This window comes from Companilactobacillus halodurans (assembly GCF_009600995.1).
GTDB lineage: Bacteria > Bacillota > Bacilli > Lactobacillales > Lactobacillaceae > Companilactobacillus > Companilactobacillus halodurans.
This window is the reverse complement of the sequence record NZ_VDFO01000021.1, coordinates 13,265-36,986: the sequence shown is the minus strand read 5'-3', so window position 1 is coordinate 36,986 and position 23,722 is coordinate 13,265. Positions and strand designations below refer to the sequence as shown.

Annotated in this window: 25 protein-coding genes; 17 read left to right on the top strand and 8 right to left on the bottom strand. The window is 34.3% G+C overall.

Annotated elements, in window-relative coordinates:
- Positions 1-2 precede the first annotated feature (2 nt).
- The 3 genes from dapA (at position 3) to FHL05_RS06740 (ending at position 3,676) form a co-directional block, all read left to right on the top strand.
- On the top strand, positions 3-902 hold the full coding sequence (gene dapA, locus FHL05_RS06750; protein ID WP_153522328.1) for a 4-hydroxy-tetrahydrodipicolinate synthase: 900 nt from the start codon (positions 3-5) through the stop codon (positions 900-902).
- 3 nt (positions 903-905) lie between these two features.
- Positions 906-1,538 carry a beta/alpha barrel domain-containing protein gene (locus tag FHL05_RS06745; RefSeq protein WP_153384570.1) on the top strand — a complete coding sequence of 211 codons (633 nt, stop codon included), beginning with the start codon at positions 906-908 and terminating at the stop codon, positions 1,536-1,538.
- A gap of 86 nt (positions 1,539-1,624) precedes the next feature.
- Entirely contained in the window at positions 1,625-3,676 is a 2,052-nt protein-coding gene (locus FHL05_RS06740; RefSeq protein WP_153522327.1) for a BglG family transcription antiterminator, read from the top strand.
- Positions 3,677-3,808: 132 nt separating this feature from the next.
- On the opposite strand, the gene FHL05_RS06735 is transcribed toward FHL05_RS06740, so the two are convergent.
- Both FHL05_RS06735 and FHL05_RS06730 read right to left on the bottom strand, forming a co-directional pair.
- Entirely contained in the window at positions 3,809-4,345 is a 537-nt protein-coding gene (locus FHL05_RS06735; RefSeq protein WP_153384571.1) for a hypothetical protein, read from the bottom strand.
- A gap of 131 nt (positions 4,346-4,476) precedes the next feature.
- Positions 4,477-5,238: a potassium channel family protein gene (locus FHL05_RS06730; protein WP_153384572.1), complete on the bottom strand. Its 762-nt coding sequence runs from the start codon at positions 5,236-5,238 to the stop codon at positions 4,477-4,479.
- A 130-nt stretch (positions 5,239-5,368) separates the two neighbouring features.
- Between FHL05_RS06730 and FHL05_RS06725 the strand changes: the two genes are divergently transcribed.
- Complete coding sequence (locus FHL05_RS06725; RefSeq protein ID WP_153384573.1) at positions 5,369-6,148, top strand: TraX family protein; 780 nt, start codon at positions 5,369-5,371, stop codon at positions 6,146-6,148.
- Here FHL05_RS06725 and FHL05_RS06720 read toward each other — a convergent pair.
- On the bottom strand, positions 6,145-6,441 hold the full coding sequence (locus FHL05_RS06720) for a hypothetical protein (RefSeq protein ID WP_153384574.1): 297 nt from the start codon (positions 6,439-6,441) through the stop codon (positions 6,145-6,147). The two genes, FHL05_RS06725 and FHL05_RS06720, sit on opposite strands and share 4 nt — an antisense overlap.
- Before the next feature lie 136 nt (positions 6,442-6,577).
- Here FHL05_RS06720 and FHL05_RS06715 point away from each other — a divergent pair, with 136 nt between their 5' ends.
- Positions 6,578-6,925 carry a universal stress protein gene (locus FHL05_RS06715; RefSeq protein WP_153384575.1) on the top strand — a complete coding sequence of 116 codons (348 nt, stop codon included), beginning with the start codon at positions 6,578-6,580 and terminating at the stop codon, positions 6,923-6,925.
- 36 nt (positions 6,926-6,961) lie between these two features.
- Here FHL05_RS06715 and FHL05_RS06710 read toward each other — a convergent pair whose 3' ends face one another.
- Both FHL05_RS06710 and FHL05_RS06705 read right to left on the bottom strand, forming a co-directional pair.
- Entirely contained in the window at positions 6,962-7,489 is a 528-nt protein-coding gene (locus FHL05_RS06710) for a phosphatidylglycerophosphatase A family protein (protein WP_153384576.1), read from the bottom strand.
- A 21-nt stretch (positions 7,490-7,510) separates the two neighbouring features.
- Positions 7,511-8,167 (bottom strand): HD domain-containing protein, encoded by a 657-nt coding sequence (locus FHL05_RS06705; RefSeq protein ID WP_153384577.1) that lies wholly within the window; start codon positions 8,165-8,167, stop codon positions 7,511-7,513.
- A 170-nt stretch (positions 8,168-8,337) separates the two neighbouring features.
- On the opposite strand from FHL05_RS06705, the gene FHL05_RS06700 reads away from it, so the two are divergent.
- The 4 genes from FHL05_RS06700 (at position 8,338) to FHL05_RS06685 (ending at position 12,030) form a co-directional block, all read left to right on the top strand.
- Positions 8,338-8,901 carry a peroxiredoxin gene (locus FHL05_RS06700; RefSeq protein WP_153384578.1) on the top strand — a complete coding sequence of 188 codons (564 nt, stop codon included), beginning with the start codon at positions 8,338-8,340 and terminating at the stop codon, positions 8,899-8,901.
- 449 nt (positions 8,902-9,350) lie between these two features.
- Positions 9,351-10,100, top strand: coding sequence for a nicotinamide riboside transporter PnuC (gene pnuC / locus FHL05_RS06695; protein WP_153384579.1), 750 nt, complete (start codon positions 9,351-9,353; stop codon positions 10,098-10,100).
- 82 nt (positions 10,101-10,182) lie between these two features.
- Complete coding sequence (locus tag FHL05_RS06690) at positions 10,183-11,097, top strand: alpha/beta hydrolase (protein WP_153384580.1); 915 nt, start codon at positions 10,183-10,185, stop codon at positions 11,095-11,097.
- A 195-nt stretch (positions 11,098-11,292) separates the two neighbouring features.
- On the top strand, positions 11,293-12,030 hold the full coding sequence (locus tag FHL05_RS06685; RefSeq protein WP_153522326.1) for a MerR family transcriptional regulator: 738 nt from the start codon (positions 11,293-11,295) through the stop codon (positions 12,028-12,030).
- Between the two features lie 59 nt (positions 12,031-12,089).
- Here the strand turns inward: FHL05_RS06685 and FHL05_RS06680 are convergent, their stop codons facing one another.
- From FHL05_RS06680 to FHL05_RS06670, 3 genes are all read right to left on the bottom strand, one after another.
- Positions 12,090-13,322, bottom strand: coding sequence for a GH25 family lysozyme (locus tag FHL05_RS06680; RefSeq protein ID WP_153384582.1), 1,233 nt, complete (start codon positions 13,320-13,322; stop codon positions 12,090-12,092).
- 152 nt (positions 13,323-13,474) lie between these two features.
- Positions 13,475-13,858 carry a YxeA family protein gene (locus tag FHL05_RS06675; protein WP_162000238.1) on the bottom strand — a complete coding sequence of 128 codons (384 nt, stop codon included), beginning with the start codon at positions 13,856-13,858 and terminating at the stop codon, positions 13,475-13,477.
- Between the two features lie 123 nt (positions 13,859-13,981).
- Complete coding sequence (locus FHL05_RS06670; RefSeq protein ID WP_153522324.1) at positions 13,982-14,317, bottom strand: hypothetical protein; 336 nt, start codon at positions 14,315-14,317, stop codon at positions 13,982-13,984.
- Positions 14,318-14,651: 334 nt separating this feature from the next.
- Here FHL05_RS06670 and FHL05_RS06665 point away from each other — a divergent pair, with 334 nt between their 5' ends.
- The 8 genes from FHL05_RS06665 to FHL05_RS06630 all read left to right on the top strand — a co-directional run bounded on the left by FHL05_RS06665 (position 14,652) and on the right by FHL05_RS06630 (position 23,713).
- Positions 14,652-15,599 carry a LacI family DNA-binding transcriptional regulator gene (locus FHL05_RS06665; protein WP_153384585.1) on the top strand — a complete coding sequence of 316 codons (948 nt, stop codon included), beginning with the start codon at positions 14,652-14,654 and terminating at the stop codon, positions 15,597-15,599.
- A gap of 93 nt (positions 15,600-15,692) precedes the next feature.
- Positions 15,693-17,354: an alpha-amylase family glycosyl hydrolase gene (locus FHL05_RS12765; RefSeq protein ID WP_153522322.1), complete on the top strand. Its 1,662-nt coding sequence runs from the start codon at positions 15,693-15,695 to the stop codon at positions 17,352-17,354.
- Between the two features lie 12 nt (positions 17,355-17,366).
- Positions 17,367-18,662, top strand: coding sequence for an alpha-amylase family glycosyl hydrolase (locus tag FHL05_RS06655; protein WP_153522320.1), 1,296 nt, complete (start codon positions 17,367-17,369; stop codon positions 18,660-18,662).
- A gap of 168 nt (positions 18,663-18,830) precedes the next feature.
- Positions 18,831-20,141, top strand: a complete 1,311-nt coding sequence (locus FHL05_RS06650) for an ABC transporter substrate-binding protein (protein ID WP_153384588.1) — start codon at positions 18,831-18,833, stop codon at positions 20,139-20,141.
- A gap of 28 nt (positions 20,142-20,169) precedes the next feature.
- Complete coding sequence (locus FHL05_RS06645; RefSeq protein WP_153522318.1) at positions 20,170-21,030, top strand: carbohydrate ABC transporter permease; 861 nt, start codon at positions 20,170-20,172, stop codon at positions 21,028-21,030.
- Positions 21,030-21,842 carry a carbohydrate ABC transporter permease gene (locus FHL05_RS06640; protein WP_153384590.1) on the top strand — a complete coding sequence of 271 codons (813 nt, stop codon included), beginning with the start codon at positions 21,030-21,032 and terminating at the stop codon, positions 21,840-21,842. Before FHL05_RS06645 ends, FHL05_RS06640 begins: the two co-directional genes overlap by 1 nt.
- A gap of 22 nt (positions 21,843-21,864) precedes the next feature.
- The gene (locus FHL05_RS06635; RefSeq protein WP_153384591.1) at positions 21,865-22,521 is read left to right on the top strand and encodes a hypothetical protein; all 657 of its coding nucleotides are present in this window, start codon (positions 21,865-21,867) and stop codon (positions 22,519-22,521) included.
- 88 nt (positions 22,522-22,609) lie between these two features.
- Complete coding sequence (locus FHL05_RS06630) at positions 22,610-23,713, top strand: ABC transporter ATP-binding protein (protein ID WP_153384592.1); 1,104 nt, start codon at positions 22,610-22,612, stop codon at positions 23,711-23,713.
- Positions 23,714-23,722 lie beyond the last annotated feature (9 nt).

The following is a 23,722-nucleotide window of genomic DNA, read 5'->3' as shown; positions in this document are numbered from 1 at the left end:
TTTTGGCAGATGTTTCAGGGATTATTGTTGCAATGGTTACACCATTGGATGATGAACAGAAAATTAGTTATTCAAAAACAGATAAATTATTAAATAAACTTTTATCATATGATATAAATGGAATATTTATATTAGGAACAAATGGGGAAGCATATTCATTCACAGAAGATGAGAAATATGGTTTCGCAAAGCATGTCATTGATTATGTGGGTAATAAAACTCAAATTTTCGTTGGTACTGGTTTGAATAGTACTTCTGAAACTATTAGTTTTAGTCAAAAAATTTCTCAATTGCATCCTGATGCATTATCAGTTGTTACTCCATATTTTGTTCCAAATACACAGGATGAATTAATAAACAATTTTAATGATTTAGCTAATTCAGTAGATGTACCAATTATTCTTTATAATATGCCCGGTAAAACAGGAGTAAATATTGATCCCAAAACTGTCGCGGAATTATCTAAAAATCCGAATATTGTTGGAGTAAAAGATAGTTCAGGTGACATTGAAAATATGCGTGGATACTTGAAGTTAAGGAATAATAATAATTTTGGAGTTTTATCAGGCTCTGACTCTAAAATCCTAGAATTATTGGAAGCGGGTGGTGATGGTGCAATCGCTGCTACAGCGAATCTCTTAACTCAAAATGATGTTAATATTTATAAATACTTTAAAGATGGAAATATAGAGAAGGCAAAAAAGAATCAACAGAATATTGAACCTCTAAGGAAAATTCTTCATACCGGAACTACACCATCATCTTTGAAAGCTTCTGTAACATTGAGTGGAATCGATGTTGGCTCAGCTAAAAAACCAGTTATTATGCCAGATAAAGAAGAATTAAAAGAAATAAATAAAATGATTGAATATTACAGAACTAATAAAATCATTGAGGGGTAGTTTATGAAAAAATTAGATTACATGAATAGAATTTACGATAGTGGTGCTTTAGCGGTAGTTCGAGCTGATACGAAAAGGGTACTTGAAATTGCTGAAGGAATTGTAAAAGGTGGAGTTGACGTTATGGAGGTCAGTTACACAATTGATAGCGCAGCTGATTCTATAATAATTCTCAGGAAAAAATTTGGAGATAAGTTACTTGTAGGAGCTGGAACAGTTTTGGATGGTGAAACCGCTAAAGATGCTATTAAATCAGGTGCACAATTTATATATTCTCCAATGTTTGATAAGGAAGTTGCAAGACTTTGTAATCAGTATCAAATACCATATGCTCCAGGTTGTACATCAGTAACTGAAGCCGTTAATGCATTACGAGAGGGTGCGACGTTTATCAAAATTTTCCCTTACGGAGGAATAGTTGGCCCAGATTTAATTAAAACGATTAAAACTCCAATCCCTTATTTACCACTTATTGAGTCCGGTGGTGTCAATACTGAAAATATCATAGACTGGTTAAAGGCTGGAACTGATATTGTAGGTATAGGTGGAGCGTTATCAAAAGGAAATATTGATGATATTGCTGATAATGCAAAACAGTTTAGAAATAAAATTGATGAGTATCGTAAACAAAAGTAAAATAAGATTGAAAAGGTTGATAGTCAGAAGGCTAGCAACTTTTTTGGCTTTATTTTATAAAATGGACTTTCTGGGGGGGAAAAATAATGTTAGATAGAAAACAGCTTATTATTATAGATAGATTGATTCAGAATCCGATTTTAACCAAGGATGAACTAACCGAGAGATATTCATTGTCAGATCGACAAATTGATTATTCTATAGATAAGCTTAATCAGTATTTGGAGTCAAACAATAAGGAAAAGATAGATGCTGATGGTGTCTATATTAGTGTTCCTAGTAATACATATGAATACTTGTTAAAAACTAGAGTATCTAAAAATTTAACATCGTTAAAAAGCTATGTCTTAAGTACAAAGGAACGACAACTTTTTTTGATTTTACTTTTGTCTACGAGTAATAAATATTTATCATTAATTCATTTACAGGAATTATTGCAAGTCAGCCAATCTACAGCATCAAAGGATTTAAAACAATTAGAGTATTTCTTATTATCTAAAAAGTTAAGAGTAAGTTATGACCGAAAAACAGGATACCGGATTGTTGGAAGGGAAGATGCAATAAGAGGATGTCTGATAAAAAGTATATCTGATGAATTAATTGAAAATAAATCAGAGCTGCTAAATGACTTTATAGATTCAAATTGTAAATATGGTCTTAAAGAAGTTATCAATTTAGTAACCGGTTTAAAAGAGAAGTTTCATATAGATTTCGTTGAGAATAGGCTTAGAGAATTTTGCTATATTTTGACTATTGTTATTAATAGAGTTTCGAAAAGGCCGAATTATGTTCCAACAAATGTCAAAAAATTTTCAATAAAGGAAACAAACGAGTACAAGTTTACGGAAGAATTATTAAAGGATTTAGGTTATACAAATTCAAAGACCATTTTATATTTTTCAACCGTTGTTTTGTGTTTGAGTATTGGTGATAATAAAGATCTTCAAGTTGACGATCATATCTATAAAATAACTGAGCAGCTAGTTAATAGATTCTCTATTATTTCCGGTGTTAATTTCTCGGATAATAAAAAAGTTATTAGTCAGATATTTACACACTTTAGATCAATGTATTTTAGACTTCAATTTAAATTTCCAATCACAAATCCATTAACAAAGCAGGTAATTAAAGAATATAATGCAATATTTAAATTGTTATCGCAAACGATTGATTCTTTTAGTAAAGAATTAGGAAAAGTTCCTGATGAGGAAATAGCATATTTAACAATCCATTTAATAGGATTTATTTATGAAGCTAATCAAACTAAAAAAAATTATCTAACTGCCGCAATAGTTTGTCCTAATGGAATAGGTAGTTCAGCGTTAGCTTACTTACAATTAACCAGTATTTTCCCTAATATTAAATTTTTAATGCCTTTTCCTTATACAGATTTAAATGAACATTTGGATGAAATAGATATGATTTTTTCAACTTTTTATCGCAGTGATCTTTTTACATTAAATAAACCTTGCTTTGTGATAAATCCGGTTCTATCAAGTGAAGAAAGATATTCAATCATCCAAAAAGTGAATAGCAAATTTTCAGCAAATAACTTTGTTTCACCAACATTAGATGCTGTAATGAAAGTTGTTAATAATAATGTTCACAATGAGATTACACTTAAACGAATTAGAAAGAGCCTTTCTGAAGAAGTTTTTCAAACACATCCAGTTTTCGATGTAAAAAAGCTTTCCTTAAAGGATATTATTGTTCCAGAATTTGTTCAATTAAATTTGAATTGTAATAATTATAATGAAGCTATAAATAAAAGTTTTCAACCTTTTTTGAATGATAAGATTATTTCTTCAAAATATCTATCAGCAATTATTCATGAAGTGGAACATGGGGCGAGTTTTTTAATTGCACCTGAAATCTCATTACCACATGCTAATCCTAAAAATGGAGCAAAAAAGATTGGAATTGGAATTACAACATTAGCAAATCCAATTAAATTAATGAATCAGGATGAAAAAGTTAAATATATCTTTTCGTTAAGTGCCATTAACTCTACTGATCATCTAAATGCTTTAAATGATTTAATGAATTTTATTAAAGATGCAAAATTTATTAAGTTACTTGATGATAAATCAACTGAGGTTGAAGATGTTTTAAAATTTATTAAACAAAATAGTAAATGATGTAAAAAATATGACTTGAATAAATTAAATGTTTTTAGAACAATTAAAGGCCCAACATAAATAATTAACCGAGTAATAATTATGTTGAGCCTTTTTGAGTAAATAAAATTTTAAATATCTTTTTAGGAGCAGCTAATCGTGCCAAATCAAGTCTTTATGATTCAAAAATTCAGTTCGTCCTAATGCAGTCCCATCACAAAAAATATGAGCGAATAAGCCTTCAAGATGTTCTTCTCGTGTGACAGCCCGATAACTTTCTAAGCAGTCTAAGGTTAAATGCTGTGCCATTGCTATCACTTCACGTCGACTATTTTGCGACAGTTCTTTAAAATTAGATGTTACATAAATTTCTAATTGAGAATTCTTCAAATAATTAATTTTCTTAACAAACTGAGACCAATACTGTTGAATATTAGAGAGCTTCTTTTTGGAGAGGCTCTTTTCCTCGTCAAGAACTTTTGTGACAGCATTGACATTTTTGTATAATCGGCGATTGATAGTTTGATTGATCTTCTTCGTTTGATTAGAAATTTGTGCTGATTTTTTCATGTTAGTGGCGGTTAAATAATTTTCAATCGGATTATTAGCCGCAGAAACCGAGGTTGTTTTACAATTTACAATTACAATTAAGGCTAATGTGACAGTTAAAAAGAGCATTTTCTTTTTCATTGAGACTCCCAAAATATTTTTTCTAATTATATCTGAGATGTCTCAAAGAATTCCACTCGGATTTGATATAGATTAGAATTTAAAAAGCTTTATTAGTTTGCTTTCAAAATTTTTACTACATTATTAAAAATTTATTTAAATTTTTGGTGAGCTTTCAAATCATTAATTTCTTGACGCAGTTGTTTATTTTCCGACTCGATTTTATCTAACTTGACTAAAATTTTATCCAATTTATCTTCACTTTCGACGTTATTTTCTTGCGTGAAATAACTCGTTATGGTACTAGTTAAAGTTCCAATAAATCCAATGCCAATAATCATCAAAGAAATGGCAGCTAAACGTCCAACGAGAGTTTTTGGAGCAACATCGCCATAACCAACCGTTGAGGCGGTGACGATAGCCCACCAAAATGAATCGCTCAAAGAAACGTTTTCGGCCAAAGAATACATGATAGTGGCAGTAACTAAAACGATGCCACAGATGATTATTAAATAGAAGAAACCGTTTATTTTGAGAATTTTTTTGGCATTTTTTTGTAGTTTTCCAGCTGTCCCAATAAAACGGATGAGCGTAAATATTTTGGTAAGGCTGATAATATTGACTACCCGAAAGATTCGAAAAGCATTGAAGATGGTATTGAAAGGCAAAATTGCTAATAAATCGACAATGTTTTTGCGTAAGAATTTGACCTTATTAGGTGCTAAAAATAATCTTACAAAATAATCGAATGAAAAAATTACTAAGGTCAAAATATCGATTTGCAAATAGGGGAATCTGGAGACATCAAATCCCGGCAAATAACTTAAGACAAGGACGACTAGAGATGCTAGTCCAGTCACGACAATAAGTATGTAATAACCATTTGAGTGTAAAAGCCTTTTGATTTTTTTCATTATATTATTAATCTCTATTCATTAATAATCTTACTGATTTGTAATGCCGTACTAACACTTATGTCAGGTATATTTACAGTTGATTTCTTTTCCTAGATAATCAATTCATAACAGTAAAGGAGAAGAAAAAATGCAACAATTCACACCCAATCTTACATCGAAATCGATTAATCGGGAAACGTTTAAAATCATCTTAATGCTCTTAATGGTCCTAGATCATATTGACGTTTTTATTTCACCATATTTAGCAGATTTCTTTCACATTATTACTCGTGTTGTGGCGGTCGGATTTGCCTATTTAGTAGTTGAAGGTTTGCATTATACCCACAGTCGGAAAAATTATTTAAGTCGATTATTACTTTGGGGAGTGGGGATGTCAGTTGGTAACTGGTTACTTAATTTATTTGTTTTACGAAAACATAACGTGATGTCTATCCTTGGAGACAATATTTTCCTAACTCTTTTTTTAGGTGCGATAGTTTTGATATCTTGGAATAATCAAAATAATAATCCATCTTTAAAAAAAGTTTTGAAAAGTTTGGCAATAGTTTTATTGATTGCAAGTTTAATAATCCCTTTGGAAGGAAGTTTCGTGGTTGTTCCCTTCATGTTTATTACACAATTGACTTATGGAGACGTCAAACGAAGAAATCGAGCATATCTAATTTTGATGATGGTATTTGCTTTGATTGAATTACCAATGGCTTTAACAATTCCTAATTTAAATGGCATTATGATTTTTGATACGATTGCGATGAATGCGAGTGATATCTTTTTTATTTTGATTATTCCATTGCTACACTATTATAATGGCAAGATTGGATCTCTTAATCAAAAATTAAAATATGGATTTTATTTATTTTATCCCTTGCATTTGTGGGTGATACATCTGATTGCTAATGTCCTTTAAATTTCAACTGCTTTATTTTGATGATAATCCTTTCCAGCATAGTCGAGCATTTCCTGCCATGAAGAGAAAATAGTAGTTTTGTGGACTTGTTTTTCCAAAATTGCCTGACCAATTCTTTCTAATGAATTTCGATTGATTATCCCTAATGACTTTAAAAAATCTTCAATGCAAAAAAATTGTGTATATTTTTCCATAAATCGGTTGCTGAAATAGTGCGTGAATTCTATTTTTTTAAGATTATTTCTTATTTGACATTCATGTTGAATCAAAGCTGAACGTTCCTGACTTGACATAATAATCCCTCTTAACAAAAATAATCATTTCTACCGATTAGTATATCAAATGTATAGTCTTTTGATAGCATATAAATGTCTTATTTTTTCCTAAGTTGCTAGAATTTGGCTAAAGCTATTAGGAGGTGCATTCACGATGTATGAAAAAATTTTAGTTGCTATCGATGGCAGTCAAAGTTCGTATAATGCTTTGAATTCCGCTATTTCATTAGCTAAGCACTTTCAATCAGAATTATATTTAGTTTCGGTTGTCAATACAGCCAATTTACCAATGAACGTGGGAGTCTCATTTGCACCTGGTCTGACTAAGGATTTGGAAGATGGTGCTAGGCATGATTTGAAAAAAGCTGAAGATATCGTTAAAGAAAGCAAGTTAGATTACCATGTGAGTTTGTTGAATGGCGAACCTAGGGAACAATTGACGAAATATCCATACGAATATCAATGTTTTACTAGTAGTATAAAAAAAATTCAAAAGTCTTAATAACTGATATTTCAGTCAAAGATTTTTGAATCCTTTTTATTTATTTTCTTTTTTCAATAACTCTTGAACTTCGCGTTCATTATGAGCTAACCAACCACAAGCAGCTGCAGCGATGGCACCGACTAAATCGTCCAAGAAGACATTGATTTTTCCAGTTGACTTGTCGTTTAACTTGCCTAAAACGCCATATTTGATTTTATCGACATAACCATAATTAGTTACGGAAACTGAACCATAAAGACTTGCTAAAGTGATAGCAATATTTTCGTCAATTCCATATGTTGACTCGTCAGTTTCCATGATTCGTTGCATAGGCTTTGACAAAAGACCCTTTTCGGCCAAAATATCGAGGTCGATTCCAGTCATAATAGCATTTTGGGCCTCACGCTTGTGCAAAACTTTATTGATAGCGTGAATAGAAATCTCCTTATCAAGCCCAGGAACATAATCTTTTTCCAAAAAAATCACGATGTCCGCAATATCGGTTAACTTAACGCCACGTTCATTTAAATTTCTGATGATGTGATCATAATATTGTTTATCTTGTTCTTCAAATGAAACCAAAATTTATTACTCCCTTTATGATTATTTTTTTGCATCCCATTCCGCTTTAAACTCCGCTAAGAAGCCCAACATATATTGATTTCGACTTTGAGCAATTTTCTTAGCAGATGACGTATTCATCATATCAGTTAATTTCAATAATTTCTCGTAAAAATGATTGATGATCGTCTCATTATTCAAATTACGATATTCTTTCTTATTCATCTTTTCTCTTGGCAAAATTTTAGGGTCGTAGATAGTATCTGAATTAGCGCCACCATAGTAAATTGCACGAGTAATACCAATAGCACCAATCGCATCCAGTCGATCAGAGTCTTGAACGATTTGACCAGCGAGTGAAAGTTTAGGAGGATTGGATCCCAAAGACTTGCTAAATGACAGATTGTGAGTAATAAAAATGATTTCTTCAATTTGTGTGTTGCTGAATTGATTATCTTTGAGAAAATCTCTAATTTCTTTTTCGAGTTCAGCAGGATCACTGACTAATTTATCATCTGCCACATCGTGCAAATAGGCTGCACTTAAAGTGATAAGTGGGTCGGCAGCTTCAGTCACCAAAATTTTTTTAGCAGTTTTGACGACCCTTTGGATGTGATCGAAGTTATGTCCGGTAGCGTCGCCGCTCATTTTTTGATAAGAAAAATCTTTTACAGCTTTTAGTTGTTCATCATGTGTCATAATTTCAAGCCTTTCCTAATCGAATAGTTATATTGTCACATAAAGGGCTTTATTTTTAAATTAAAACTAAATTTCTGTTAAGATATAAATGTTTAAACAAATATTATGAAATGTTGACGTTTCATATGTTTTAGAATTATAATTAAGACATAATTTAGGGAGGCCTAAGAATGAACTATATTAATAAAGAAATACCAGAGTTCAATGTTAATGCATATCAAAAGGGTGAATTAAAGACCTTTAACAAAGCTGATTTGTTAGGAAAATGGTCAGTAATGTTTTTCTACCCAGCAGATTTTTCTTTCGTATGTCCAACCGAATTAAGCGATTTTGAAGATTCCTATAAAGACTTCAAAGAAAGTAATGCCGAAGTCTATTCCGTTTCAGTCGATAGCCAATTTTCGCACATGGCATGGGCTCAAGCAACTGATACCATTGGAAAGGTTGAATATCCAATGTTGTCAGATCAAAAGCATCAATTGACTGATTTCTTCAATATTTTAGATGAGAAGAGTGGTCAAGCTTACCGTGGCGTCTTCATCATTGATCCTAAGGGTATTATCAAGTCATATACTATTAATGACATGGGAATAGGTAGAAATGCTAAGGAAATTCTCAGAACGCTCCAAGCAGCCCAATTCGTCGAAGCACATGGTGACAATGTTTGTCCAGCCGATTGGCACAAGGGTGAAAAGACTATCAAACCTAGTGGCGATTTAGTTGGTAAGATTTAACTAATAACTTTAAAGTATAAAAACATAAAGACTCAGTAATCGAAAAATGATTGCTGAGTTTTTTGTTTTGAAGCTTAAATATATTAATGTGCCAAAAATTATTTTTATCCTGAAACTATCTTTTATAAATATCTATATTATGACGATATCTAGTGGTGCATTTCGTCCGTTATAACAATATATAGTGATATGAATTCAAAAAAATCTATATCTTGTATCAGATGATAAACTTCCCATTTGACAGGAGGGGTAAGCGTTTTACACCGATATGGCTTCCGTATACTTGAAATCATCATTAACAAATCTATCAAAAAAGGTGGTATGATTTTAGCTGTCGGTTAAATTGATATTTTAATTAATACAATTTGAGGGATAAATAAAATTTGATTAATTATCAATATAATGAACTACAATCGTATATTGATGGTTAGTCCAGAGGAGAAGAAACAATGAGTATTTTCAACCCAAAATGGTATGTTGAACAAATGAAACATTGGAGTTTCAGAAGTTACATGCTATTAATGTTTGGTTTAGGGGCCATAACAGCTTCAACACTTTCACATTCAATTAACGCTATCGCTATTTGGACATGGCTAGCCGCAATTTTAGGATTCACATGTACTGTCGCTATTACCAATGCCAAGCCTTTAAATGGTGTTTTAGGATTAGTTTCCGCACTTATTTATATTTACGTCGCTATCAATGCTAAGAACTTCTCAGATGTTGTTCTTCAGTTAAGTTACATCGTCTTACTAGATATTCCTGTTTTGATCAGTCCACAATGGGCTAAGGATGCTGAAAAGCATATTCATGGTTTAACAGGTCTTAAATGGCTTCTAACAGCTGTTTTCTTCTTCGTTGCTTGGGGATTGTTGTATTTGATGGATACAAACCTATTCATCAGTCCACGTCCTGTAATTGATTCAGTTTCAGCTGCTATTGGTTTCACAGGTGCATTATTATGTACTTTGCGTTTCCGTGAACAATATTATTTCTGGACAGCTCAAGGTATTATGTCTATCGTTCTTTGGGGCGTTACAGCTACTCAAGGAGATGCTAGTCCAGTCTTGTTCTTGACATACATTATGTACTTCATGAACGATATGATTGCCTTTTTCGATTCACATATTCACTGGTTCCACAGCAATGCTACTGAGAACCGTGTGCGTGACGAAAAGCTTTCAAACCAAGAAATATAAAAATTTTAATTTGCAATTAGTTTACCCGGAAGCTTATGATTATTTAGCGACACTAATTTTTAAGTTCTAAGTAGGGTAGATTATGAGAGTAAAAAAGTATATTAAAGTAATTCTTTTGGTAGTGGTCAGTTTAGCTTTAGTGGCTGATATTGCTGCCAGTGGCTACATGTTTAATTTTGCTTTTAGCAAGAGCGGATATGGGAGTCAGCTCGGTGGACCAATGACCAAAGATGATCATTGGTTTGCTAATCAAAAGACACAGATTTGGCAACAAAAAAGTAAAGACAACTTGAAATTGAAAGCTCGCTATTTACCCGCTGCACATAAAACAGCCAAGACGGTTGTTGTAATACACGGTTACGGAAGTGCAAGTAAGTACATGGGTTCTTATGCTAAGATGTTTCATAAAGCAGGCTATAACGTTTTAACACCTGACAATCGATCATTTGGAATGAGTCAAGGTGAGTATTCAGGTTATGGTTGGAAAGACCGTAACGATATTGCCAAGTGGATTCAAAGAGTTAATCAAAAGAATGGTTCGAAATCTGAGGTTGGATTATTCGGTGTCAGCATGGGGGCTGCCACAGTAATGTATACCTTAGGGAAGCAGTTGAAGAATGTTAAATTTGCGATTGCTGATTGTGGATATTCAACGATTGCCGGAGAATTGAAGTATGAATTGAAGGAAAAATTCAATTTGCCAAGTTTCCCAATCGTGCCAACAGCTAGTTTGTTCGCCGATGTACTTGCAAAATATAACTTCTATCAAGCAGATACTAAGGATACTCTGAAGAATAATAAAGTTCCGCTCTTTATCATTCAGGGATCAATAGATCACTTTGTTCCGACTTCCAATGCATATAAGAATTATAGCTACGACCACGGTCCTAAGAAATTATGGATTGTTAAGGGCGCAGCGCATGCTGAGTCAATGAAAGTTGCTGGCCAAAAGTATATTAATAAGACAATTAATTTTGCCGAAACTTACTTTAAATAGAAAAGATTGCAGAGGTCGTTGGTTCGATCCTCTAGTATAAAAAATCCGATGATGAAATTTTTGATTTCATTCATCGGATTTTTTTGTATCATATAAATGACAATATAACGGCGTTATTATAAAAAAATGGTAAAAAGCCTTGCTAACGACCTAACGTAATAGTCTATAAAAGAAGTATCAAAGGAAGTGAAATCTATGTCAGAATACACAACTGGTGAACTTGCAAAAATTGCTGAAGTATCTGTTCGGACGTTACAGTACTACGACAGAAAAGAATTACTTAAACCGAGCCAAGTTTTAGATAATGGCAAGAGAATTTATGATGATAATGATTTACAACGTTTAAAGATGATTTTGTTATTAAAGGCGTTAGGAATTTCTTTAAAAGCAATTGCCGAGATTCTTGAAAGTCCTAATTCAGTGACAATTTTGAATCTTTTGTTGGAACAGCGACAAAAAGAATTGAAGGCTACTATCAAAGATTCTAAATCCAAATTGAAGACGGTCGAAGATCTGCAACGTAATTTACCACAAATCAGTCAAATCCAAATCGAGACGATCGATGACATAGAAAAGATTATGGACAATAAGAAAAAATTGCGTAAGGTACATTTAATGATGATTTTATACGGTATTCCCTTGGACATTTTGGAATGGGGCAGCTTATTTTGGGGTGTTTTTAAAGGAGTCTGGTGGCCATTTATTGTAGCAATTGTAATTGCAATCATTGTAGCTAGTGCTTTGACCTATTTTTACTACAAAAATACTGCTTACATTTGTCCCAATTGCAATTCTCAAATCAAGCCAAGTTTTAAAGAGATCATTTTTGCCAAACATAATTTAAAAACGCGTAAATTAACCTGTCTCGTTTGTGGTAAAAAAGATTACTGCGTTGAAGTTTATGATGATAGAAATTTTTCAAAACAAGCGTAAAAAAATATCTTGAAACCTCAATTGATTTCAAGACATTTTATATTTATTTTATTAAATTATTAACTAATGACATAAGTTGAAGCGACCCATTCGTTAGTAGCAACACGATAATAAGTTACGCCATCAACAGTTTTAGTTTGATCAGTAACCCAAGAAGTATTGTTACCTAAAGCACGGTTAGAAACAGTCTTCATTGTGCCATCGTCTTGTAAAGCCATCAATGTGACATATGCAGAAGATGAATCACTGACTTTGATTACGTCAGTATCACTTGAAGCTGAATCAGTCGAACTGCCTGAATTGCCACTAAGATATTTAGCATTGACCCATTCATTAGTAGCAACACGATAATAAGTTACGCCATCAACGGTCTTTGTTTGATCAGTAGCCCAGGAAGTATTGTTACCCAAGGCACGATTAGAAACAGTAGCCATTGAACCATCATTTTGCAAGGCAACTAGTGGAACGTAACTGCCGGATGAATTTGAAACGGTGATTGAACCTGTACCAGAGTTTGAGCCACTGTCAGTTGTAGCAGAAGAATCTGAGGAACTAGAATCTGAACTATTATCACCAGTTGTTGTAGTAGTTGATCCAGTAGGTGATTCATAACTAGTAAAGTAATCGTCATAAAGTTCAGAAACATCGAAGTTACCGTAACTGCCACTAAATTGATAAGTACTTGACCATTGCCATGCGTGATAGCCGGTATACCATTCTTGACCAGCTGGATTGTAAGGATAAGATGCAATCCAACCGTCATCGACGGTCATTTTTGAACCGACCCATGAGCCCATAGTGTAGATACATGAACGGTACCCGTATTTAGCAATTTCTGTCATAAAGGCTTTATTATTAGCGTCATTTTGAGCTGTTGTTAAAGAACTCTGTTCAGAACTCTCCACATCAGTAGCTAAGACAGCTCCTGTTGGCAATCCATCAGCCTGAGCTGTCTTACCAGCAAAATCAGCTTCAGCAATGGCACCACTGACAGTACTATATCTAGCGTAGTGATAGCCATTGACATAAAGTCCAGCTGCTTGTGCATTCTTGATTGCAGTTGCAGCATCAGCATCTTTATAAGAAGACCCTTCACTAATTTTAGTAACCATTGACTTTACGCCGTAGTTACTATACATATCTTGAAAATTTGCGAGTGTCATAGAACCATTGTTGTTAGAGACATCGACCATATCTGTACGTGCAGCGTCAACATTGGTTGCACAAAAGAACAACGTGATCATTGACATCATCATAGCAAGAGCTACGACAAATTTTTTCTTAAAAACCATAAACCCTTTCTCCCTTTTGTTGCTTTAGCAACATAAGAAAGTATAGTCATTATTTAGATCAAATATAATGAAAGTTACACAATTGTTCTCAGAAATTAACATCGTAATAAACGTGTAATCAAAAAGTAAAAAAAATCTATTGAAATTTGTAACTAATTTGTGGCATTATTTATAAGTCTGTCTAAAGTTTTCCGAGGTACTTGATTTTTTTTGACCTTCTCCCAAGACAAGACGCGCTTGCGATGATCATTATAAGAGATTTTTATATAATTATTTGGTTTAATCGGACGACCAATGGCACTATCAAATTTTAGTAATTTTTTGGTTCCGTTTCTATTGAAAGAATCCTGGTTGTAATAATAAGTTGGAAGTTCATTACCTGAATCATCTTTTTCAATAACTTCTTTATAAGATTTACCAATATAGGTGTAATAGTCATCCCCAGTGTAGTTAGGAACATACCACAATTGATAAATTAAAATAGGAATTAATAAAACAATTATGATACTTAATCCGCTTAATAATTTTTTACTCATAAAATAATCCTCCATGATTCTTAAAAAGGATATCATGCACCTTAATGACTTGATACTAACGTTTTTGTAAGGTTTGTAAGATATCGTAAGAAAAACTGTTTACAGAGGGTTAAGTAATGTTAGTTATAAAGGAAAATTGTTTTCGTATTGTCCAATATCATCATGATATTTGATTAGAGCATTTATGGCAGAATTTGGACCTATATTATAGAAGAAAGATTGTCCAATTGGAATAATTTTTCCGTCTAAAGGAATAGTTTCTTGATCGATAATGAGTTGGTCTAATTTGATTGGAATTTGACCAATATTTCTAATTTCCAATTGTTGCTGATTTCTCAAACAAACTAAATAAGGGCGACTGGATTGAAAAAGCATTTTATTTCGCAATTTAACAGACTTGGCCATTTGAAAGAGCGTGATGCTGACTAAGATAGTACCAACAATTAATGTTATTGCCATAATGATTCCAGAAATTATCAGAAGAATCTGGGTGGAGTGATCCATGATTTTGTTCCTTTCACATTTAGTCTTACGTTTTTGTCACATTTTGCTAACAATTTAGTCATAGAACTAAAAAGATATTTACAACTAATATTTTAGCATTGATAATGAAATTCGATAGATGTTAACAGCATCTACCTAATAAAAAACACACCAATAGTTACTGGCTCCGTAACTGTTAAATCATCCATTTTATAATGGGTGATTTTTTTTCTTCCAAAAAATAATAAAAATAGCGTTGAAAGGGGTTTAAATTGTTATAATTAAATTGTGATATATGGGGGGAAAGAACATGACTACTTTACTTGATGTAGCTAAAAAGACCAATGTTTCTAAAATGACAGTATCACGCGTTATCAATCATCCAGAAAAGGTCACAGATGAACTGAAAAAGTTAGTTTATCAAGCGATGCATGATTTGGACTACCATCCAAACATGATTGCTAAGGCCTTGGTCAATAAAAATACGCGGATTGTCAAACTCTGCATTTTGGAAGATATTGATACAACAGAACCATATTATATGAATTTAATGATTGGAATTGCGAAAACTTTGGATCTACATCAATATTCTTTGCAGTTAGTCACACGTCGGAATTTCGATATTGGTAATTGCGATGGCTATATCATCACAGGTATGCGTGAACATGATGTCGACTGGATTAAGAAATTAGAAAAGCCAGTGATTATGTTTGGTGAGAACCGCTATGGGTTAGATTATGTTGATACTAACAATAAAGCGGGAACTTATTTATTATCGCAATTAGCTTTAAAAAAGGGTTATGACAAATTAGTTTATATTGGCATCGATAGTAAGGAATCGTTTGAATATTCTCGTGAAGCTGGTTATTTGCAACAGGTTCAGGAAAAAAGAATGATGCCCGAATTGCATCGATTTGAGAATCATAGTCATTTGGCTTCAGATTTCATCAAGGATAATTGGCAAAAGATTGAAAAGAATACTGCTTTTATCTGTGCTTCAGATCGATTGGCAATCGGAGTTGAACGGGGAATCATGCGCTGTGGAGGTGATATCCCCAAAGATTTTGGCGTTACTGGTTTTGATGGAGTATTTTTGAATCAGGTCGCTTCGCCTAAAATCACGACTATTAAACAATCAATCATTGAGATGGGCAGTGCTTGTGGTGAGAATCTGTTAGACAAGATTGATGGCAACGAAACTCAAGGTTCCTTAATTTTTCAGCCTAAGTTGAGCTTAGGCGGTACGCTTCGAAAGTAAACTGTTACCGATAACATCAGTTAAAACCTTGCTAGTGTGAGGTTTACTTTTTTATACTGAGGTGTAAGGGTTTACAAAGAGGGGGAATGTATTGTGAATTGGTACGACAAAGCAATCATTTATCAAATCTACCCCAAAAGTTTCCAAGACACCAACAATGATGGTATCGGAGATCTCAAAGGGATAATCAAGCGTTTAAATTATGTAAAGGATATGGGTTTCAACACGATTTGGCTCAATCCTATCTTCGTTTCACCACAAGTCGACAATGGATATGACGTTTCAAATTATTTTGCGATTGATCCTATTCTCGGGGATACGAATGATTTTTCAGAAATGATAGAAAAGGCTCATCGTTTGGGTTTGCATATCATTTTAGACTTGCCGATCAATCACACATCTGATCAGCATCCTTGGTTTCAAGATGCTGTAGAAAAAGATAATAGTATTTTTAAGGATTATTATATTTGGCATAAAGAAGTAAATGGCCATGAACCTAATAATTGGGGCTCTTTTTTCGGCGGCAGCGTCTGGGAAAAGAATCCTCACAATCCTAAAGAATATTATTTCCACTTATTTGATAAGAGAATGCCTGATTTGAATTGGAAGAATCCAGAGGTGCAAAAGTCAATCGCTGATATTGCTAAGTTCTGGATTGAAAAGGGCGTCGATGGTTTTAGATTAGATGCCTTTATTCATGTTGCGAAGGCAAATTTTGCTCAAAATTCACTCGATAACTCGACCAAGTTTCCAATCGATGATCAATTTTATGCAAAATTACCGAAAGTTAAGAACTATATGGCAGGTTTTGTTAAAGAAATCAAGCAAATAAAGCCGGACGTCTTCTTATTTGGGGAAGCATCTTCAGCCACTGCTCGCGATGCCGCTGAATATACTCGACCAAACGAACATGTCTGCGATGTGGTTGTTAATTCAGATAACTATGGAGAAATTTTTGACGATAGTAATGCCGATATACCTAGATTTTTCCAATCACGAAAATTATCGCTTGATTCTTTGAAGAAAACCTATGTAACTTGGGAAAGCGTCTTAGATCAAGTTAGTTTGCCAACGTTGACTTGGGGCAATCATGATATCAGTCGGGTATTGGATCGCTTGAATTTACCAGTTAATGATTCGAGAGTAACTAAGTTATTAGCTACCTTATTATTCCTTCAAAGGGGCATCCCTGTAATTTACTACGGCGAAGAAATTGGGATGCATGGATTAAAATATGAACATATTAGTAATTTTCATGACCAAAGAGCTCTTGATTTAATTAAGACATTACGTCAAAAGGGATATAAAGATTCAAATATTTTGCAATTATTGAACAATCAAGATGAGATGACGGCACGTGGTCCAATGCAATGGGATACCTCGAAATATTACGGCTTCTCGAAAAAACAACCATGGAATTGGGCAAAAACTGAACCAATTTGTGTTGATGAGGAGATAAAAAATTCCAATAGTATTATGATGTTCTATAGAGAACTGTTGAAAATCAAACAGCATGACTGTTTTACAAATGGGAACTTTCAATTATTGATTACTAAACCGCAATTTTATGCTTATTTGAGAAAGACTCCGCAACAAAGTGGATTAGTTGTCGTTAATTTTTCAGATCAAGAGAGTAATTTCAATTTGCCAGTTGGCAAGTGGCATACAGTTCTGGCCAACTCTGACGTCCAAGTAGTCGATGGCGTTTTGAAAATTCAACCATGGGGAAGTTGTGCTTTTGAAACTAAATCATAGAGGGGTGTAAAAATGGCAAGTCAGACAGATATAAAATTAAGAAAAATGCAAATTTATAGTATTTTTGTCAGAAATCATACAAAAGAAGGAACTTTAAAAGCAATTGAACCAGATTTACAACGAATCAAGGATTTAGGGACAGATTGTATTTGGCTGTTGCCTATCTATCCGATCGGTCGCAAAGACAGAAAGGGTAAATTAGGCTCACCATACTCAGTTAAAGATTATCGTGCTGTCGATCCTAAATTGGGAACATGGCAAGATTTTCCGGAATTAGTTAAGAAGATTCATGAATTAGGGATGAAAGTGATGCTTGATATCGTCTATAATCACACATCACGCGATTCAGTCTTGCTACAAGTTCATCCAGAATGGTTTTTACACGATCACAATGGAAATTTGATCAATAAGAATCCCGATTGGACTGATGTGGCTGAATTAGATTATTCTCACAAAGCACTTTGGAATTATCAAATTGAGACGTTAAAACGTTATGCCAAAATCGTCGATGGCTTCAGATGCGACGTTGCTCCCCAAGTGCCAATCGAATTTTGGAAAGAGGCTCGTAAAGAAGTTGCTAAGGTTAACCCCAAGACGATTTGGCTAGCAGAATCAACAAGTAAAGACTATATAAAAGAACTTGGCCAAAAGGGCTATCACGTCTCATCAGATAGCGAATTATACAGTGCTTTTGATATGACGTATGATTACGATATCGATTCAATTTGGAGAAGCTATGTGAAAGGCGACATCACCTTAAAGAAGTACGTTGATGCTTTGAATACTCAAGGTGTTATTTATCCTGCTAATTATATCAAGATGCGGGGCTTAGAGAATCACGATCAGCCAAGAGCTCACAGTATTTTCATTAACGAAAACGATATGTACAATTGGACAGCTTTTTCAGCTTTCCAAAAGGGTTCAACTTTAGTTTATGCTGGGCAAGAATATGGCTTCAAGCATACGCCAGATTTGTTCAACAGCGATAAATTAGATTGGGATTCACCTAAGATGGATTTAACAAATCTGATTAAGACGATGCATGAATTAAGTCAAAGCGACATTCAAACATCTGGTTTCTATCGGATTACCGCACTTTTTGACGATATTGTGGAAGTTACTTATCGTTTAGGGAATATTTTGAGAGTTGGTCTCTTTTCACTTAAGGGTGGTTCAGGTGAAGTACCTGTTAATCTACCAAGTGACAACTATACCAATATGATAAATAATTCCTTAGTTCAGGTCCAAGATGGTATTTTACAGATTGACTATGACCCAATTATTATTCAAGGAGAACCATTAAGGTAAGACTAAAACAGCAATCCATTAGGATTTAGCTGTTTTTTTTTGCTCAAAATTGGGCAATTTTAAATTGTGTTATCGGTAACATTCTGAAAACGGTTGCAAATAAACCATTTGGGACCAATAATAAAAAGTGTAGTAAAGATATAATAATTTTTATAGGGGGCTTTGGAAATGAAGAAGAACTTCTGGAAGCGTTTAGGAAAACGCCTAGGAATTGTTGCTTTAGCTGCTGGGGCAGCGTTTATGTTAGCCGGTTGCGGAAACAGTTCGTCTTCGGGCAAGAACGTTAAGATTACGATCCTTCAAGGGAAGGTCGAGAATAACAAGCAATTCAAACAAATTGCTAAACAGTACGAGAAGAGCCATCCAAATGTAACTATTGAAGTCACATCTATCGGTGGTGGTACTCAATACGATCCTGTTTTAAAGACCAGAATTTCATCTGGTAATGCACCAACAATTTTCAGTTTGGCTGGTCCTGCTGATGTCAAGCAATTCAAGGCACATGAAGCAGATTTGTCAGATACAAAAGCTGCTAAAGCAGCTCAACCTGGAACATTGGATGCCGTCAAGAACGACCAAGGTAAGGCCGTTGGACTACCATTCAACGTTGAAGGTTATGGATTCGTTTATAATAAGAAGGTCTTTGAAAAGGCTGGTATCGATCCAGAAAGCTTGACAACAGTTGACAAACTTGAAGCTGCTGTTAAACAATTGGATGCTCAAAAGAGTGAATTAGGCATTAAAGGCGTCTTTGCTTTACCTGGTAAAGAAGCTTGGATCATGTCTGATCACTTGGCAAATCTTTATATTGCACAAGATTATAATGGCAATGCACAAAAACTTTACAAATCAAAGAAAATGCCATTTACAAAAAATGCTGATATGAAGACAATGCTTGATCTTCAAAAGAACTACTCAATCAAGCCAGTTATGCAATTGGATTATTCTGCACAAGTTAACCAATACTTCTCACAAGGTAAGACAGCCATGATTCAACAAGGTGACTGGATTTATCCAACAGTTGAAGGTATTGATAAGAACTTCGCACAAAATGACATCGGTATGATTCCTATTCCTGTACCTGGTGAAGAAGGCAAATTGCCAGTTGGTACATCATTGTACTGGGCTGTTAATAGTCAAAAGTCAAAGACAGAACAAAAAGCTGCTAAAGACTTCTTAGATTGGCTATACACATCTAAAGCTGGTAAGAAAGATGTTGTTAATAAATTGCACTTCGTACCTGCTTACAAAGGTTTCAGCAACTACAAGATGAGTGATCCATTAACATCTGTAGTCTTCAAATATACTCAAGAACACAAGACAACAGGCTGGGCATTCCCAGGATACACTGGTACTTCATGGGATCCAGACGTTGCACAACCAAATCTACAAAAGTACTTATCTGGCAAACAAAGCTGGGATAAGACAGTACAAAATATGACTGATGGTTGGGCTAAACAACAAAAATCATCTAATTAACTAAGAGTTACAAAAGAGGGCAATGAATATGAAAAATAGAAGTCTTTCGTTTTGGCTATTTTTAACGCCAACCCTCGTTGCGTTAGCTTTGGTAGTATTTATTCCGGTAATTGAAGGGCTGTTCTATTCATTTACCGACTGGGACGGTTTAACTTTTACCAAAATGGTAGGATTTCAAAATTACATTACATTGCTTCACGATAAGGCGTTTGTTAACGCCTTTTGGTTTACAGTGGGGTTTGTAATTGTCACTGTCATAATGCTGAACGTAATAGGCTTGGGATTAGCACTATTAGTTACACAAAAGTTTAAGGGAAACAACTTTTTACGTACGATTTTCTTCATGCCAAATATGATTGGTGGTTTAATTTTAGGTTTCATCTGGCAATTCATTTTTACTCAAGGCTTCCAGGCTTTAGGTAATGCTTTGCATATGGATTGGCTACAAAATTGGTTGACTAATGAGGTCACTGGTTTTTGGGGCTTAGTAATTGTTACGGTATGGCAAATGAGTGGTTATATCATGATCATTTATATCGCCTATCTACAAAATATTCCTGGTGAAATCATTGAAGCTGCAAAGATTGATGGAGCTTCTGCATGGCAACGTTTCACAAAGATTACGTTCCCAATGATCGCTCCAGCATTTACAGTTTGCATGTTTTTAACATTATCAAACGGTTTTAAGATTTATGATCAAAACTTGTCATTGACAAATGGTGGTCCATACAATTCAACACAAATGTTAGCGATGGATATCGTTAATACCGCTTATAATTCAGCTAACTTCTCCTTGTCAGAAGCTAAAGCTATCGTGTTCTTTGTCATTGTTGCCGCAATTTCGCTTTTGCAAGTTGCTTATAACCGTAAGAGGGAGGCTGATCTCTAATGACTAAGAAAGGTAGAACTATCATTGGAATCATCGGACTCTTAATAGGTATCTTATGGCTGTTCCCATTTTATTTAATCGTGACGAACTCATTTAAGACACCTAAAGGGATTTTCGCTTCAGTACTATCGTTACCACATCCTAGTACCGGCGATAACTACGTCAATTCATTTCAGGCTTTGCACTTTATCGCTTCATTGACGAATTCGCTAATTATTACCGTTTGCAGTGTATTGGTCCTCATTTTATGTTCTTCGATGGCTGCATACGCACTTCAAAGAAATCACAGTAAATTGAGCAGTGGATTGCTTCTATTGTTTATTTCCGCAATGTTGATTCCATTTCAATCAGTTATGATTCCTTTAACAGCAAACTTCGGTGCTGTACATTTTCTAAATATGTGGGGCCTAGTTATTATGTATCTCGGATTTGACTGCAGTTTGTCAGTCTTCTTGTATCAAGGTACATTATCAAGTATCCCTATCGCAATGGATGAATCAGCTGAAATGGAAGGGGCAAGTCGTTGGCAGATCTTTACCAAGGTAATCTTCCCAATGCTTAGTCCCATCACAGTTACAGTTGCAATCTTGAACATCATTGCTATCTGGAATGATTATCTATTGCCATCACTAGTATTGCCACAAGCACAATACACGATTCCACTTCAGATGTTCAATTTTTTTGGTGAATACACAAAGCAATGGCATTTGGCCCTAGCTGGTATCACCATCTCCATCATCCCAGTTATCATCTTCTATCTATTTGCTCAAAAATGGATTATCAAAGGTGTTACTGATGGTGCTGTTAAGTAATTAAAGAAAGGACGAAATTATTGTGATCAATTTAAAATCTAAGAATGGTCAAAAATTAATGGCGAGTGGGAATTGGCTTTGGTCGTTGTTTACGATTAATTTCTCATTCTTCATTCTGAACTTTTCGTTAATTTTAACCGCAATAGTTTTGTTCAATTTAAAATTATCAGTCATGTTTTACATGATGTTATTCATTCTTTGGTTAATGTTTTCTGTTTTCACGATGCCCGGTCTGACTGCAAGTTTTGCGACAGTTCAAGAGTGGCAAGTGAACGGCAGCGTAAGTTTCTTCAAGTATTTTTTTAAAAAATGGTTTGATTTTCAGAAAAACTATCGAATCAATTTTGGATTAGGATTAGTTGCTAGTATCTTCATTGTGTTGAATAAGATTACTTTTGGAAATACTCAGTGGCACACAGTTGTTTTAACTTTTACCTTTGTATATTTCATGGTATTGGTAGCGACAAACTTTCAACTGGCGACCCACAAATTTAACAACATTTTGACTTTACTAGTTTCTAAACCCCTACCAATCATAGTTTCCGTAATTGTATTTTTAATCTTGATCTTGATGAATTTTGTTTTGCAACTGGCTTTTCTAAGCGCGGTCTGCAGCGTATCGCTTGCAACATACATATCTTACAGATTGCTTGGTGGTCAAATAGCTAAAAAGGATTGACTTTGGGTGTGGGTTACACATCTAGATTGATTAGTAAGATTAAACTTATTAGTTAACTGGAAGTCAAAAAATAAAAGGAGCGTTAGAAATGGTAAAAATAAATTTGGAACACATTTATAAACGCTATCAAGGTAATACTGACTATTCAGTTAGTGATTTCAACCTAGACATTAAAGATGGTGAATTTATTGTCTTCGTTGGACCTTCCGGGTGTGGTAAATCCACCACATTGCGCATGATAGCGGGTTTGGAGGATATTACAAAAGGCGACTTCAAGATGGACGGCAAAGTCATGAATGAAGTCCAACCAAAAGATCGTGATATCGCGATGGTTTTCCAAAATTATGCTTTGTATCCACATATGACCGTTTACGATAATATGGCCTTTGGTTTGAATATCCGTAAAAACGATAAAGCAGATACTAAAAAACGTGTTGATGATGCTGCTAATATTTTAGGCTTGACACCTTATCTAAAACGTAAACCTGCTGCTCTTTCAGGTGGTCAAAGACAACGTGTTGCCTTAGGACGTGCGATTGTCCGTGATGCAAATTTATTCTTGCTCGATGAACCATTGTCAAACTTGGATGCTAAATTGAGAGTTCAGATGCGTACTGAATTGGCTCAATTGCACCAACGTTTGGGACGTAACTTTATCTATGTTACTCACGACCAAGTTGAAGCTATGACTATGGCGGATCGAATCGTCATTATGAATGATGGTAAGATGCAACAAGTCGGAACACCTGCTGAATTGTACAGCAAGCCAGCTAACAAGTTCGTTGCTGGGTTCATTGGTTCACCTGCAACTAACTTCTTTGATGTCAAAATTCAAGACGGCAAAATTGTCAATAATGGCGGTTTAAACATTGCTGTTCCTGAAGGTCAATATAAAGTTCTCGAAAAGAAAGGCTATGTTGGTAAGGAAGTTACTTTCGGTATTCGTCCAGAAGACGTTCATGCTGAAGAAGTTGCTATTCAAGCTTTCCCTGATGCCTTAATAAATGCTAAGATCCAAGTTTCAGAATTACTAGGTGCTGAATCAATTCTTTATTCAAAAGTCGGCGGAACTGACTTTGTTGCAAAAGTTGATTCACGTGATCATCACAAACCTGGCGATGACGTTCAAATGGCTTTTGAAATGACAAAAGCACATTACTTTGACAAAGATACAGACGAAACGATTCTTTAAGGATTTTTA